General features: G+C 68.0%; 13 protein-coding genes. 5 read left to right on the top strand and 8 right to left on the bottom strand.

Annotation, left to right across the window (positions count from 1 at the left end; all coding sequences use genetic code 11):
- From G3N93_RS23310 to G3N93_RS23295, 4 genes are all read left to right on the top strand, one after another.
- Positions 1 to 1,244: HlyD family efflux transporter periplasmic adaptor subunit (locus G3N93_RS23310; protein WP_374196502.1), on the top strand; the 1,244-nt coding region annotated here is incomplete at its 5' end.
- A complete protein-coding gene (locus G3N93_RS23305) occupies positions 1,241 to 2,779 on the top strand; it encodes a DHA2 family efflux MFS transporter permease subunit (protein WP_174934011.1) in 1,539 nt (512 codons plus the stop codon). The genes G3N93_RS23310 and G3N93_RS23305, both read left to right, overlap by 4 nt.
- 59 nt (positions 2,780 to 2,838) lie before the next feature.
- Complete coding sequence (locus tag G3N93_RS23300) at positions 2,839 to 3,270, top strand: hypothetical protein (RefSeq protein WP_206134047.1); 432 nt, start codon at positions 2,839 to 2,841, stop codon at positions 3,268 to 3,270.
- Between the two features lie 86 nt (positions 3,271 to 3,356).
- Positions 3,357 to 4,091 carry an autoinducer binding domain-containing protein gene (locus G3N93_RS23295; RefSeq protein WP_277396563.1) on the top strand — a complete coding sequence of 245 codons (735 nt, stop codon included), beginning with the start codon at positions 3,357 to 3,359 and terminating at the stop codon, positions 4,089 to 4,091.
- Here the strand turns inward: G3N93_RS23295 and G3N93_RS23290 are convergent.
- The 7 genes from G3N93_RS23290 to G3N93_RS23260 form a co-directional block, all read right to left on the bottom strand.
- Positions 4,014 to 4,796 carry a glutamine amidotransferase gene (locus G3N93_RS23290; RefSeq protein WP_206134045.1) on the bottom strand — a complete coding sequence of 261 codons (783 nt, stop codon included), beginning with the start codon at positions 4,794 to 4,796 and terminating at the stop codon, positions 4,014 to 4,016. The genes G3N93_RS23295 and G3N93_RS23290 overlap by 78 nt on opposite strands.
- A gap of 64 nt (positions 4,797 to 4,860) precedes the next feature.
- Positions 4,861 to 5,505: a glutathione S-transferase family protein gene (locus tag G3N93_RS23285; protein WP_174947268.1), complete on the bottom strand. Its 645-nt coding sequence runs from the start codon at positions 5,503 to 5,505 to the stop codon at positions 4,861 to 4,863.
- Positions 5,499 to 6,683: a cystathionine beta-lyase gene (metC, locus tag G3N93_RS23280; protein ID WP_206134049.1), complete on the bottom strand. Its 1,185-nt coding sequence runs from the start codon at positions 6,681 to 6,683 to the stop codon at positions 5,499 to 5,501. The genes G3N93_RS23285 and metC overlap by 7 nt, the downstream gene beginning before the upstream one ends.
- A 56-nt stretch (positions 6,684 to 6,739) precedes the next feature.
- Complete coding sequence (locus G3N93_RS23275; protein WP_174934004.1) at positions 6,740 to 7,393, bottom strand: pyridoxal 5'-phosphate synthase; 654 nt, start codon at positions 7,391 to 7,393, stop codon at positions 6,740 to 6,742.
- Between the two features lie 8 nt (positions 7,394 to 7,401).
- On the bottom strand, positions 7,402 to 8,304 hold the full coding sequence (locus tag G3N93_RS23270; RefSeq protein ID WP_174947266.1) for a CoA ester lyase: 903 nt from the start codon (positions 8,302 to 8,304) through the stop codon (positions 7,402 to 7,404).
- A gap of 49 nt (positions 8,305 to 8,353) precedes the next feature.
- Positions 8,354 to 9,493, bottom strand: a complete 1,140-nt coding sequence (locus G3N93_RS23265; protein ID WP_174947264.1) for an acyl-CoA dehydrogenase family protein — start codon at positions 9,491 to 9,493, stop codon at positions 8,354 to 8,356.
- Positions 9,494 to 10,032: 539 nt separating this feature from the next.
- Complete coding sequence (locus tag G3N93_RS23260) at positions 10,033 to 11,241, bottom strand: NAD(P)/FAD-dependent oxidoreductase (protein WP_206134044.1); 1,209 nt, start codon at positions 11,239 to 11,241, stop codon at positions 10,033 to 10,035.
- Positions 11,242 to 11,286: 45 nt separating this feature from the next.
- On the opposite strand from G3N93_RS23260, the gene G3N93_RS23255 reads away from it, so the two are divergent.
- Positions 11,287 to 11,943: a PadR family transcriptional regulator gene (locus tag G3N93_RS23255; protein ID WP_307873425.1), complete on the top strand. Its 657-nt coding sequence runs from the start codon at positions 11,287 to 11,289 to the stop codon at positions 11,941 to 11,943.
- Positions 11,944 to 12,217: 274 nt separating this feature from the next.
- Here the strand turns inward: G3N93_RS23255 and G3N93_RS23250 are convergent.
- A partial coding sequence (locus G3N93_RS23250; RefSeq protein WP_206134048.1) for an IS3 family transposase occupies positions 12,218 to 12,312 on the bottom strand: 95 nt, incomplete at its 5' end.

The following is a 12,312-nucleotide window of genomic DNA, read 5'->3' as shown; positions in this document are numbered from 1 at the left end:
CGCAACCGGCGCCGGGCGGTGGTGCGCCCGCGACGCCGCCGCCACCGCCCGCTCGGCGCAAGCATCTGGTGCGCGCGCTCGTCGCCGTGTTCGCGCTCGGCATCATCGGCTGGGGCATCTGGTACGTGATCGTCGGGCGCTGGTACGAATCCACCGACAACGCGTACGCGCAAGGCAACGTCGTCGAGCTGACGCCGCAGGTGACGGGCACCGTCGTGTCGATCGACGCGGACGACGGCAACCTCGTACGCGCCGGCACGCCGCTCGTCCGCCTCGACCCGAGCGACGCGCAGATCGCGCTCGCGACCGCGCAGGCCGATCTCGCGGCAACGGTGCGCAAGGTGCGCGGCCTGTACAGCAACGAGCGTGGGCTGGCGAACAGCATCGACGGCGCGCGCGCCGAACTCGATACGCGCCGCACCGCGCTCGACAAGGCAAAGGCCGACTACAGCCGCCGCGAGGATCTCGGCCGCTCCGGCGCGATTTCACGCGAGGAACTCGCGCATGCACGCGACACGCTGACGTCCGCGCAAAGCGCATACGCGGCCGCGCAGAGCGCGCTGGCGACGTTGAGCGAGCAGCACCAGACGAGCAAGGCGCTGATCGACGACACCGCGGTCGCGTCACACCCGGACGTGCAGGCCGCGGCCGAACGACTGCGGGCCGCCTATCTCGCGCATGCCCGCACCGAGGTCGTCACGCCCGTCACCGGCTATGTCGCGAAGCGTACGGTGCAGGTCGGGCAGCGCGTGTCGCCCGGCGTGCCGCTGCTTGCGGTCGTGCCGCTGCGCGAGCTGTGGGTCGACGCGAATTTCACCGAGAAGCAGCTCGAGCACATGCGCATCGGGCAGCCGGTCGAACTGACCGCCGACCTGTACGGTGACGCGGTGCGCTACACCGGCCGCGTGCAGAGCCTGGGCGTCGGCACCGGCAGCGCGTTCTCGCTGCTGCCCGCGCAGAACGCGACCGGCAACTGGATCAAGATCGTGCAGCGGCTGCCGGTCCGCATCGAACTGACCGACCCGGCGCAGCTCGACGCGCATCCGCTGCGCATCGGCCTGTCGATGCACGCGCGCGTCGACCAGCACGACCGCAGCGGGGCGATGCTGTCGCATCGCGAGCAGCGCGCGCCGATATTCCACACCGACGTGTATCGCGACGAGCTCGCGCGGGCCGACAGCCTGATCGCCGACGTCATCCATGCGAACCTGCCGGCGGCGGTGCGTACGGAGGCCGTGCGATGAGCGGCCCGATGGCGGCCGCCGACAGCGGCTTTCGTCCGTCGAGCGTCGGGCTGACGACCTTCGGCCTCGCGCTCGCGGTCTTCATGCAGGTGCTGGACGGCACCGTCGCGAACGTGTCGCTGCCGACGATCGCCGGCAACTTCGGCGTGAGCACGACGCAGAGCGCGTGGGTCGTCACGACGTTCTCGGTCAGCAATGCGATCGCGCTGCCGCTGACCGGGTTTCTCGTCAAGCGCGTCGGACAGGTGCGGCTGTTCGTGTGGGCGACGCTTGCGTTCACGTTCGCATCGCTGCTGTGCGGCTTCGCGCAGAACCTGCCGCAACTCATTGCGTTCCGCGCGCTGCAGGGCCTGGTGGCCGGGCCGATGATCCCGACCACGCAGGCGCTGATGCTGTCGATCTACCCGCCGCAGCGGCGCGGCTTCGCGCTGTCGATGATCGCGATGGTCACCGTCGTCGCACCGATCGCGGGGCCCGTGTTCGGCGGCTGGGTGACCGAGCACTACTCGTGGCGCTGGGCGTTCCTGATCAACCTGCCGATCGGCGTGTTCGCCGCGATGTGCGTGTTCGCGCAGATGCGTGCACGCGTCGAGACGACGGTTGCCGCGCGCGTCGACTATATCGGCCTCGCCGCATTGATCGTCGGCGTCGGCGCACTGCAGATCGTGCTCGACAAGGGCAATGAAGCCGACTGGTTCAACTCGACGTTCATCGTCGTGATGTCGGTGGTCGCCGCGTTCGGCATCGCGCTGTTCCTGATCTGGGAGCTCAACGAGCCGAATCCGATCGTGAACCTGCGGCTTTTCGCGCATCGCAACTTCGCGGCCGGCACGCTGACGCTCGTGCTCGCGTATTCGGCGTTCTTCGCGGTCAACGTGATCGTGCCGCAGTGGCTGCAGCGCACGCTCGGCTACACGGCGTTCTGGGCCGGGCTCGCCGTCGCGCCGATGGGCGTGATCCCGGTGCTGATGACGCCGTTCATGGGCAAGTACGCGCCGCGCTTCAACATGCGCATGCTCGTGTGCTGCGCGTTCGCGATCCTCGGCACGTCGTCGTTCCTGCGCGCGGGCTTCGTGCCCGACATCGACTTCACGCACATCGCGCTGATCCAGCTGCTGCAGGGCCTCGGCCTCGCGCTGTTCATCATGCCGATCAACAGCATCCTGCTGTCCGACCTGAAGCCGGACGAGATCGCCGCCGGCTCCGGCCTGTCGACGTTCCTGCGCACGCTCGGCGCGAGCTTCGCGGTGTCGATCACGTCGTTCCTGTGGGACCGGCGCGCGATCCTGCATCACGCGCAGCTCAGCGAGCACGTGAGCGGGTTCGATCCGGCCGTGCGCGCCGAAGTCGCGCGGCTCGGCGGCGGCGATCCGCAACGCGCGGCCACGCTGCTGAGCAACCTGGTCGACGCACAGGCGTACCAGATCTCGTTCAACGACGTTTCATTCGCGCTCGGCTGCGTATATCTCGCGGTAATCGCGGTGGTCTGGCTCGCCCGTCCGCCGTTCGGCCCCGGTGCCGCCGCGAAACGATGAAGCGGGCGCTGCGCGGCCCGTTCCAACCCATGCTGTTCAACTCGATGGAGATTGTCCCGATGCCTACCCCCCACGCCGGCGCCAAGACGCCCGACCTGGCGACGCTCGCCGTGTTCGACGTGACGGAATTCCCGCTCGTCGTCGTGCGCAACGACGCGATCGCATCCACCGGCTACGCGCAGCGCTGGCTCGACGACATGCACGTGCTGATGCGGCACGGCGAGCCGTTTGTCATGATCTTTCCGCCGGCCCGCCCGGACGAAGCGCACGACGACCGCAAGGAACGCGGCATGTGGCTCAAGCAGAACCGCACCGCGCTCGCCGCGGTCTGCCGTGCGCTCATCACGATCGAACCGGACCCCGCCGAGCGTGAAGCGGCCCTCGCGAACGCGTCCGGCATCGAAAAGGCGTTCGGCATTCCGTTCGACGTGACGGCTTCGCTCGACGACGCGAAGCAGGCAGGCCGGCGACGTCTGACTGAGGCGGTCTAGCGCGGCCCGTTCGCGCGCAACGTCTCGAACCGGTTGCGCAAGTCCGCCTGAATGCAGATTCCAACTAAACGAACGGGGTGGCTTGTATGTATGGACTGGATTGTCTGAAATGGTTGGTACCCGGCGACACGGACGCGTCATGGCAGCGAATGACCGACGCGGCCGCCGGGATGGGGTTCGACAAGGTCGTGCTGATCGTGTTGCCGTTTACCGGCGCGTCGTTCGATCTCGCGCGCAAATGGAGCAGCGGCGTGCCCGGCTGGACGGCGCTGTACCGGCAGCGCCAGTTCGACCGCGTCGACCCGATGCTGCGGCATTGCTTCCGTTCGGCACTGCCGCTCGTCTGGGACGACGCACTGTTCGCGCTGCCGGAGCAGCGCCCGTGTTACGAAGCGGCGGCCGCGTACGGCATGCGCAGCGGCGTCGTGCTGCCGGTGCGCGGTGCGAAGGGGGAGGTCGGCATGCTGTTGTGCGCGAGCACGGACGAGCTCGCCGCCACGCGCGAGCACTGCGACCGCCATCTCGCGGCGCTGACGCTGCTGCGCGATGTTGCGTGCGAAGCTCTCGCCGGCACGCGCTGCCCTGCACCGCCCGACAGCGTGCCGCGGCTCAGCCGCCGGGAAGTCGAATGCCTGCGCTGGCACGCGGCCGGCAAGACGTCGTGGGAGATCGGCCACATCCTGAACGTGACCGAGTCGTGCATCAATTTCCACTTCATGAACATCCGCCGCAAGTTCAACGTGTCACGTCGGCACGAAGCCGTGCTGCGTGCGGTCGAGTGGGGGCTGATCAGCATCTCCGACGTGACGGTGCCGACCTGATGCCGGCGCATCGTCGAGCCAGCGGTCGAGAAACGCGCTGAGCCACGCGGCCGTCGCGCGGTCGTGCCGCCGGCCTTCGTGCGCCTGCGTCGCGAGATCCTGCGCACCGGGCGCCGACAGCTTGTGCGCGGCGGCCGTGCTCCAGCGCCGCATCATCGGATAGCTCACTTCCGGATGGAACTGGACGCCATACGCGTACGGCCCGTAGCGAACGGCCTGGTTCTCGAAGTGCTCGCCGGTCGCGAGGATCTCGAGCCCGGCAACACGCTCGAAGCCCTCGCGATGCCATTGGTAGACGTGCGACGGCCACGACCCGAGCCGCCGGCCGGCGGGCGTCGCGGCAATCGGCCAATAGCCGATTTCCGCGCGCCCGTCACGATGTGCGCTCACACGGCCGCCCAGGTGACGGATCATCATCTGCGCACCGAGGCAGACACCTAGGAAGGGCGCAGACTCACGCAGCGGCACGCCGATCCAGTCGATTTCGTCCCGAATCCAGCGATCGCCGTCGTTGGCGCTCATCGGGCCGCCGAACACCACGGCGCCCGCATGATCGGCCAGCGTCGCCGGCAACGGATCTCCGAGCGGTGGACGGCGAATGTCGAGCGGATGGCCGCGGGCGGCCAGCAGCCGGCCGATCCGGCCAGGGCTCGACTGTTCGCGATGCAGGACGATCAGGATCGGACGAAGGGGGGAGTGCGTCATGTCGTGTCGGGAGGGTCGATAGGGGCGTGAGTTCGGGAGGTCGTGACGGTCGTCATGCAGGCAGTCAGCCTGGCTGGCCGCGCAACGCGTCGAACGACACCATCACCTGTTCGCGATAGGCGGGCCGCCGGCACAGGCGGTCGTACCAGGCCTCGACGTGCGGTAACGGCGGCCGCTCGACGTCGAGCGCGAAATAGCGGAACAGCGTCGCGCCGGCCGGAATGTCGGCCAGGCCCGGCGTCGCACCGCCAAGGAAAGGCTGGGTCGACAGCAGCCGGTCGAGCAGCTGGAAATGCGTTGCGCTGCGCGCGGCCTTGTCGCGCACCAGCGCATCGTCGCGCCGCTCCGATGGCGTTCGTACGAGCGCCCAGAACAGCCCGGTCATCACGTCGGGTTCGAGCGACGTCTGCGACCAGTCCATCCAGCGCTCCGCACGTGAACGGGCGAACGCGTCGCGGCACCAGAACGGATTGTTCGGCACGCGCGCGGCGAGATAGCGCAGGATCGTGTGCGACTCCCACACGACGTCGCCATCCCAGTCGATCACCGGAATCCGGCAGGTCGGGTTCAGCGCCGCGAACGCGGGCGTCTGCAGCGAGCCGTGTTCGCCGCCCGCCGCGATGTGCCGGTACGGCACGCCCAGCTCACCGATCAGCCACAACACCTTCTGCACGTTGAACGACGTGCGGCGGCCCCAGACGGTCAGCATCGCACGGCATCCTCGCAAGCGGCGGCCTGCTGCGCGCATGCCGCATAGCGATCGAGACCGGCTGCAAGATCGGCGATCAGGTCGTCCGGGTCCTCGAGGCCGACATGCAGGCGCACGCCGCGGCTGTCGGCCGGCCAGCGTGCCGCGAGGCCGTGCGCGTCCAGCTCGAACGGCAACGCGAGGCTCTCGTAGCCGCCCCACGAATAGCCGAGCCCGAACAGCGCGAGGTGGTCGAGAAACGCTTCGACCGCGCGCGGCGGCGCCGGCTGCAGCACGATCGAGAACAGCCCCGACGCACCACGAAAATCGCGGCGCCACAGCGCATGTCCGTCGTCGCCGGGCAGGGCCGGATACAGCACGCGCTGCACTTCGGGGCGCGCCGCAAGCCAGGTCGCGACCGCAAGCGCATTGCGCTGGTGCTGCCGCAACCGCACGCCGAGCGTGCGCAACCCGCGCAGAGCGAGATAGACGTCGTCGGGGCCGGCGCACAGTCCGAGATCGCCATGCAGTTGCTTCAACGCGGGCCACGCGCGTTCGCTGGCCGATACGGTGCCGAGCATCGCATCGGAATGCCCGACCAGATACTTGGTGCCGGCCTGGATCGACAGGTCGATGCCGAACGCATGCGGCTGGAAGAAGAGCGGCGTGGCCCAGCTGTTGTCCGCGATCACCAGCGCGCCGTGCGCCTGCGCGAGCCCAACGAGCGCGGGGATATCGTGCATGTCGAACGTGTAGGAGCCCGGCACTTCGACGTACAGCGCGCGCGTGTTCGCACGGAATGCGGCCGCGACGGGCGTGCTGCCGTCGTACCAGGTCGTCTCGACGCCGAGCCGCGCGAGCACGCCTTCGCACGCATGGCGCACCGGGCCGTAGACCGATGCGGTCATCAGCAGGTGATCGCCGGGCTTCAGGCAGGACAGCAGCGCGAGCGTGCACGCGGACAACCCCGACGGACACAGCACCGCGCCGGCGCCGCCTTCGAGGCTCGTCACCGCGCGTTCGAGCGCGTCGGTCGTCGGCGTGCCGCGGCGGCCGTAGATATACGGCTGCGTGCGGTTCAGCAGATCGGACACCGTCGGGCTGAGTACGGTCGACGCGTGATAGACGGGCGGATTGACGAAGCCGTGCCAGGCCGCGCTGTCGCGGCCCACATGCATGAGCCGCGTGTCTTCGTGCATCCGGCCGTCGATTCGGTCATGCAGGGTGCCGCCTTGCGACGGGGGTGCGGCGGACTTCAAGGCCATAGCGCACACCGTTCCCAGCGCTGTTCGGCACGACGGTACGCCTGCCGCGCGAAGCGGCGCGCGCTGTCGGCACGCCAGAATTCGGCTTCGTCCGGCGCGAGCGTGTACAGGTGCCAGTCGTCCGACACGAGGGCCGGGTCGGCGGCCAGCCGCGCGAGCTGCGCGTCGATCGCGCGCGTCAGGTCGGCGGGATCGTCGAGCCGTTCGCTTTGCCGGCCGGCCAGGATGCTTGCGCGCGAGCGCTCGGGGCGGCCCGCGAAATCCGCACGGCCTTCGGCGGATGGCAGCCGCTCGACCGGGCCGCTCAGGCGAACCTGGCTCGCGATCGCCGGCCAATAGAACGTCAGCGCGGCGAACGGCTGGCTTTCGATCTGGCGCCCCTTGGGGCTGCGCGTGCTCGCCGCGAAATGCCAGCCGCGCGCATCGACGTTCAGCAGTACGACGGAACGCGCGTCGGGCCGCCCGTCCGGGCGAACCGTCGACAGCGTCATCACCTGCGGTTCGACGGCGCCCGCGGCAACGGCTTCGTCGAGCCAGCGTTCGAATTGCGCTTGCGGCGTGTCGGGCCAGTCTTCGGCCGGAACGTGCGGCGCCGCATGCGCGAGGGTTTTCAGCGCCTTCAGGCGCGTGGCGATCGTATCCATGGCGGGCCTCAGGCGATGCCGAATTGCGTCGCGCGGGCGATCAGCCGATGCGCGGCGAGATAGTCGGGGACTTCCGCGAGGAAACCGTCGACGACGGCCGCGGCCACGCGGCGGCCACCGGAGGCGCGCCGTGCGGTGTCGAACGCGTCGATCACGCGACGGGCGAGGGCGACTTCATCGGCCGTCGGCGTCAGCACGCGATTCACGACCGGCACGAACTGCCCGTTGACGATCGCCTTGGCCTGATACCCCAGGCCGCGCGACACGCGCATGTCGAGCTCCGCGCCTTCGTTGTCGGCATAGCTGTACGGGCAGTCGATCGCGGTGACGCCGACCGCCGCGCACTCCACACGAAAACGCGAACGCACATAGTCGAGCTCGCGGCCCGCACGGGTGCGCTCGGCGCCCATGTCGGCCACCATATCCTCGGTCGCGACCAGCACGGCCGACACGCGCGGGCTCGAACGCGCGATCGCCATCGTGTTCACGAGGCCAAGCGTCGTCTCGATGTTCGGCACCAGCTCCGTCGAGCCGGGCGCGATGTCGTATTCGCGCTCGAAACGCGTGACCGCCTCGTCGAGTGCGACGACCTGCTCGGGTGTCGCAACGTACGACATCATCACGATGTCCGGCCGGCCGCGCATCGCGGCGCGCAAGTCGTCGATGCCGCCGGCATCGAGCGGATTCACGCGCACGGACGCGAGGATGCCGGCATCGCGCCAGCCCGCGAGCACGCGCTCGCTGAGTTCGCGCGCGGCCGGACGCCGGTCGGGCGGCGTAAAGGTTTCGAGTTCCTGGATCAAGACGTCAGCGCCGCTCGCGGCGCCTTCAACGAGCGCATCGTGATCGGCGCCGGCGAGGAACAGCCAGGAGCGGCGCAGGCGGGAAGGGCGTCGGTGGGTCGTTGTCATGCGTGGATTCCTGTAGGGCGCGTGGTACGCGTATCGATGGCGCAGGCGTTCAGCCGGCGCGCATCATCTGGTTGAAGATGTTCTTGCGATGCATTTCCTCGGTGCCGCCGACGCTCATGAAGCCCAGCGCGTCCGACGCGAATGCGGCCACCGGCCCGGCCTGATAGCCGAGGCTGCCGTACAGCCGCACGAGGCCGAGCGCGCCGTCGACGAGATCCTGCGCACCGACCAGCTTCGCGATCGAGCAGGTCATCAGCGCTTGCGGGTGATCTGTCAGCAACTGCGCGAGCGCGCCGCGCGCGAGCCACGTGCCGCGCTCGATGCCGATCTGCAGGTCGACGAGACGGCGCTGCACGTACTGGTGCGCGTCGATCGTGCTGTCGAAGCTGCGGCGCTCGCGGCAATAGCCGATCGCGTCGCGCAGATACGGCGCCGTCACTTGCGCGGCGACGAGGCCGTAGTAGAGGCGGCCGAGCGAGATGATGTCGATCAGGTTGCCGAGCCCGGCGCCCGGTTCGCCCAGCAGCTGGCCGCGCGCAATCGGGCAGTCGTCGAAGTGCAGCGCGCCGGTCGGCAGATCGTCGAGGCCGAGCTTGCGGTCGGGTTCGGCGACCGTCATGCCCGGCTGGTCGCGATCGACGATCACGAGCGCGGTGTTGCGTCGGCCAAGTGTCTCGATGCGCGTGACGACGAGGATGAAACGGGCAAGCGGCGCGTGCGCGATGTTGAATTTGCTGCCGGTCAGCCGGTAGCCGTCGCCGTGCTCGACGAGCTTCGTCGCAATGCTGCGCACGTCGGTGCCGGTACCCGGCTCGGCGATCGCCGTCGCGCTCAGTTCGCCGCGCAGGATCGCGCCGAAATAGCGGTCCTGCTGGGTCGCGGTGCCGTAACGTTCGAGCGCGCGCACCATGCCGGCCTGCGCAATCACCGACAGCAGCAGCGCCGGGCGGCGGATCGACGACGCGAGCCCCTCCAGCGCCGCGGAAAAGTGCCACCAGCCGTGGCCGTCGCCGCCGTACGTCTCCGGCACGATCATGTCCCACAGTCCTTCCTGGCCAAGCCGGGTCCAGCCGGCTGCATCGAATCCTGCCGGCGCGCGAGCGTCGCGCTCCGCGGCGGCGATCTCCGTGCCGATGTCGCGAAAGCGCGCGAGCGTCGCATGCTGTTCCTGCGTCCAGTCAAATGGCATCTGTCGTGTCTCCGGTCGAAGCGGCGCGGCCTTGAACGGCGCGCCAGCGATGCCGACAAGAGTACGGGGGCACGGACGGGGGAGGTACTGGCAGTAGTGGTAGTTGCCGGGCGGGGTGGTACGGCGGGGGTGGGGGGTATGGATGCGCGTCGGGTGCGTTCGGTTGCACGCTTCGCGCGTCGCTCGGGTTCAGGCCGTCACGGGAGCCTGGGCCGGCGTTCGTGACGCACCTGCAAGTCGCGCTGGCTATTCGAAGTCAGTCGCACCGGATGCGGGCAACCGACGTCAATTCCTCATGAAATCTCGTCACGATCGCGCGTCGGGGCAACGGCACATGCTGCATTGAAGCGCTGCTCGTTCACGATTGTCGGGCCAGCTTCCGAAACGTCAGGCACGGACGACCTTCGCTGCCGTGACGGTCACTTCGACCAGCCATCCAGGCTCGACCAGACGCACCACCTCCGCACGCGTGCGGGTGGGTAAATTCGGTTGCGCTGTCGACCCGAAGTAGTCGCGATGGGACGATCCCGTTCCCGCAATCAACGAGACGCGGGCAGTGCAGTGGCATCCCAGTCGATCCGATACGCGTGATCGGAAGCCAGCCGCTTTGCCGGATTGAAAACCGTCTTCAGCGCGACAGGCATGACGAAGTGCATCAGCGCCTTGGCCAACGGTCCCATTGCCTTTCGCGTGTTGGTCCTGGCCGCAGCCGCCGCGATCGCTTCGACACGCGCGCGACGCAACTGCTCGTAGCGTGCGAATGCCAGAGAGGACGCCGGAATATCGCGCAGACAACGTGCGAGCTGAATCGCACTTTCAATGGCGAGCGACGCACCCTGGCCGGAACTCGACGACGGCGCATGTACGGCGTCGCCGACCAGCACCATGCGGTTGCTATGCCAGCGCGGAACAGGCGGCATCATCTCGCTGGCAATGGGCGCGAATAGCTGATCAGGGTCGGTGTTTCGCAGCAGCGTTTGCGCGGGATAGTCATCGCCGTATAGCTCGCGCAGTTGCGCGAGCCACTGCGACGCCGGAATCTCGCGTACGACCTCCATCGACGCAGGCATCGCATACGGCAGATTGCCGAACCAGCAGATACCGCGATCCGGATCCGCCCAGTAGCCGAGAAATGCATGCTTGCCGAACACGAAAGTCATCGTGTCGACGGGAATGCGCAGCGTATCGAGCGGCACCAGCGCGCCGAAACCTAGGGTGCCCGCATAGCGGGGCGCCGGCGCGCCGGGATCGATCAGGCCACGCACCGTGGAGCGGATACCGTCCGCGCCGATCAGGATGTCGCCGCCCGCGTGGCTGCCATCTTCGAACGACGCGAGGACACCATCGGCCGTCTCGCTCGCGCTCACGAGCCGCTTGCCGTGCACGACCGGAATGTTCGCCTCCACCACGGCATCGCGCAGCACCCGGTACAGATCGGAGCGATACACGACGCGGCTCGGCTGCATGCCTTCCAGACCCTCGAACCGGGTCAGCACCTTGCCTCGGTCATCCGCCATTGCCATCCGGGCAATTGGCTGGCTCACCGCACGAAGCGCGGCGTCCACGCCGACGATCTTCAGTGCCTCGAGCCCGTTGGGCGAAACCATCAGGCTCGCCCCGATGCCGTCCGCGGGCGCCGCATACGACTCGTAGATGGTCGAGCGGATACCGGCCCTGGCCAGCGCCAGCGCGACAACGGGGCCCGCGATGCCGCCGCCGGCAATCAAAGCATGCTGCACCTTCGCCATTTCGACCACCTCATAATCATATTATGACTACAGTATAGTCAAAGTATGACTATGGAAGCAAGCCATGCCATTCTTCGATACCAGGACCCGCAATTGAAACCCCGCTCGAGACAACCTTCTCCGCTCGCGATGGTGATTCTCGGCTTTGTGCTGGAGGCCCCGTCGCACGCGTACCGCATGCACGAACTCATCCGGCAGCGCGGCAAAGACAACGTGGTCAACGTCGCGCAACGCAACAGCGTCTACCAGACCCTTTCCCAGCTGAAGACGGCCGAACTCATCCGCGTTCGCGAGACGGCGCAAGGGGAAGGGCGTCCCGAGCGGGTGGTCTACGAGATCACGCCGCTGGGCAGGAAGACGTTCTACGCGTGGCTGGAAGCGATGCTCGGCGAGCCGCGACGCGAATTCAACGAGTTCCCGGCCGCGCTCGCGACAATCATGGCGCTGACACCCGAGGTCGTGCGTACGCAGCTTCAGCAGCGCAGCGAAACGCTGAAGCAGCAATTGAGCGAGTCGGTGTCGACCTTCAGGACGTGGCAGGACAAGGGGTTGCCGCGCCTCGTCATGCTGGACGACGAGTACAAGCAGGTGCTGCTGAACGCCGAGATCCAATGGCTGGACGGATTGATCTCGGAGCTCGAGTCGGGCGCGATGACCTGGAACGAGAAATATCTGCGCGAGCTGGCGGCGCAGTTCGGATAGTCCGTCGTGGGGTTTGCGGCTGGCTTTCTGCGGTTGGTCCGCCGATGTCAAGCATCAAGGCAATTGATCGAATCGAGGTCGTCTGGACCTCGCGTGCGCTCGGCGTTGAGTTTGGCGAAATCCGTAGAGGGTCGTGCATCCGGCGTCGGGCCGATTCCGTTGCCGCCGTTGAAGCCTCCGGCGCCGGACACCCGGCGGCCGGTCAGCTTACGCGGCCCGAAAGCGGACATTTCTAAATGGCTAGAAGGGGGTGCGGCTAAAATCTTGGACTGGTTTATGCCGCGAGTCCGAGGCTCTCCCGGTATTCGAGCGGGCTCAGTGAGCCAAGCGAGATCTTAATCCGCTTGGCGTTGTACCAGCGGATGTAAG

Source organism: Burkholderia sp. Se-20378 (genome assembly GCF_017104665.1).
Classification (GTDB): domain Bacteria; phylum Pseudomonadota; class Gammaproteobacteria; order Burkholderiales; family Burkholderiaceae; genus Burkholderia; species Burkholderia lata.
The sequence above is the reverse complement of the archived record's forward strand: the minus strand, read 5'-3'. Positions and strand labels throughout refer to the sequence as shown.

Excerpts from the sequence above, each read along its gene's own strand:
- G3N93_RS23305 (WP_174934011.1), top strand. The coding sequence starts at position 1,241 with ATGAGCGGCCCGATGGCGGCCGCCGACAGCGGCTTTCGTCCGTCGAGC.
- G3N93_RS23300 (WP_206134047.1), top strand. The coding sequence starts at position 2,839 with ATGCCTACCCCCCACGCCGGCGCCAAGACGCCCGACCTGGCGACGCTC.
- G3N93_RS23295 (WP_277396563.1), top strand. The coding sequence starts at position 3,357 with ATGTATGGACTGGATTGTCTGAAATGGTTGGTACCCGGCGACACGGAC.
- G3N93_RS23290 (WP_206134045.1), bottom strand. The coding sequence starts at position 4,796 with ATGACGCACTCCCCCCTTCGTCCGATCCTGATCGTCCTGCATCGCGAA.
- G3N93_RS23285 (WP_174947268.1), bottom strand. The coding sequence starts at position 5,505 with ATGCTGACCGTCTGGGGCCGCCGCACGTCGTTCAACGTGCAGAAGGTG.
- metC (WP_206134049.1), bottom strand. The coding sequence starts at position 6,683 with ATGCACGAAGACACGCGGCTCATGCATGTGGGCCGCGACAGCGCGGCC.
- G3N93_RS23275 (WP_174934004.1), bottom strand. The coding sequence starts at position 7,393 with ATGGATACGATCGCCACGCGCCTGAAGGCGCTGAAAACCCTCGCGCAT.
- G3N93_RS23270 (WP_174947266.1), bottom strand. The coding sequence starts at position 8,304 with ATGACAACGACCCACCGACGCCCTTCCCGCCTGCGCCGCTCCTGGCTG.
- G3N93_RS23265 (WP_174947264.1), bottom strand. The coding sequence starts at position 9,493 with ATGCCATTTGACTGGACGCAGGAACAGCATGCGACGCTCGCGCGCTTT.
- G3N93_RS23260 (WP_206134044.1), bottom strand. The coding sequence starts at position 11,241 with ATGGCGAAGGTGCAGCATGCTTTGATTGCCGGCGGCGGCATCGCGGGC.
- G3N93_RS23255 (WP_307873425.1), top strand. The coding sequence starts at position 11,287 with ATGACTATGGAAGCAAGCCATGCCATTCTTCGATACCAGGACCCGCAA.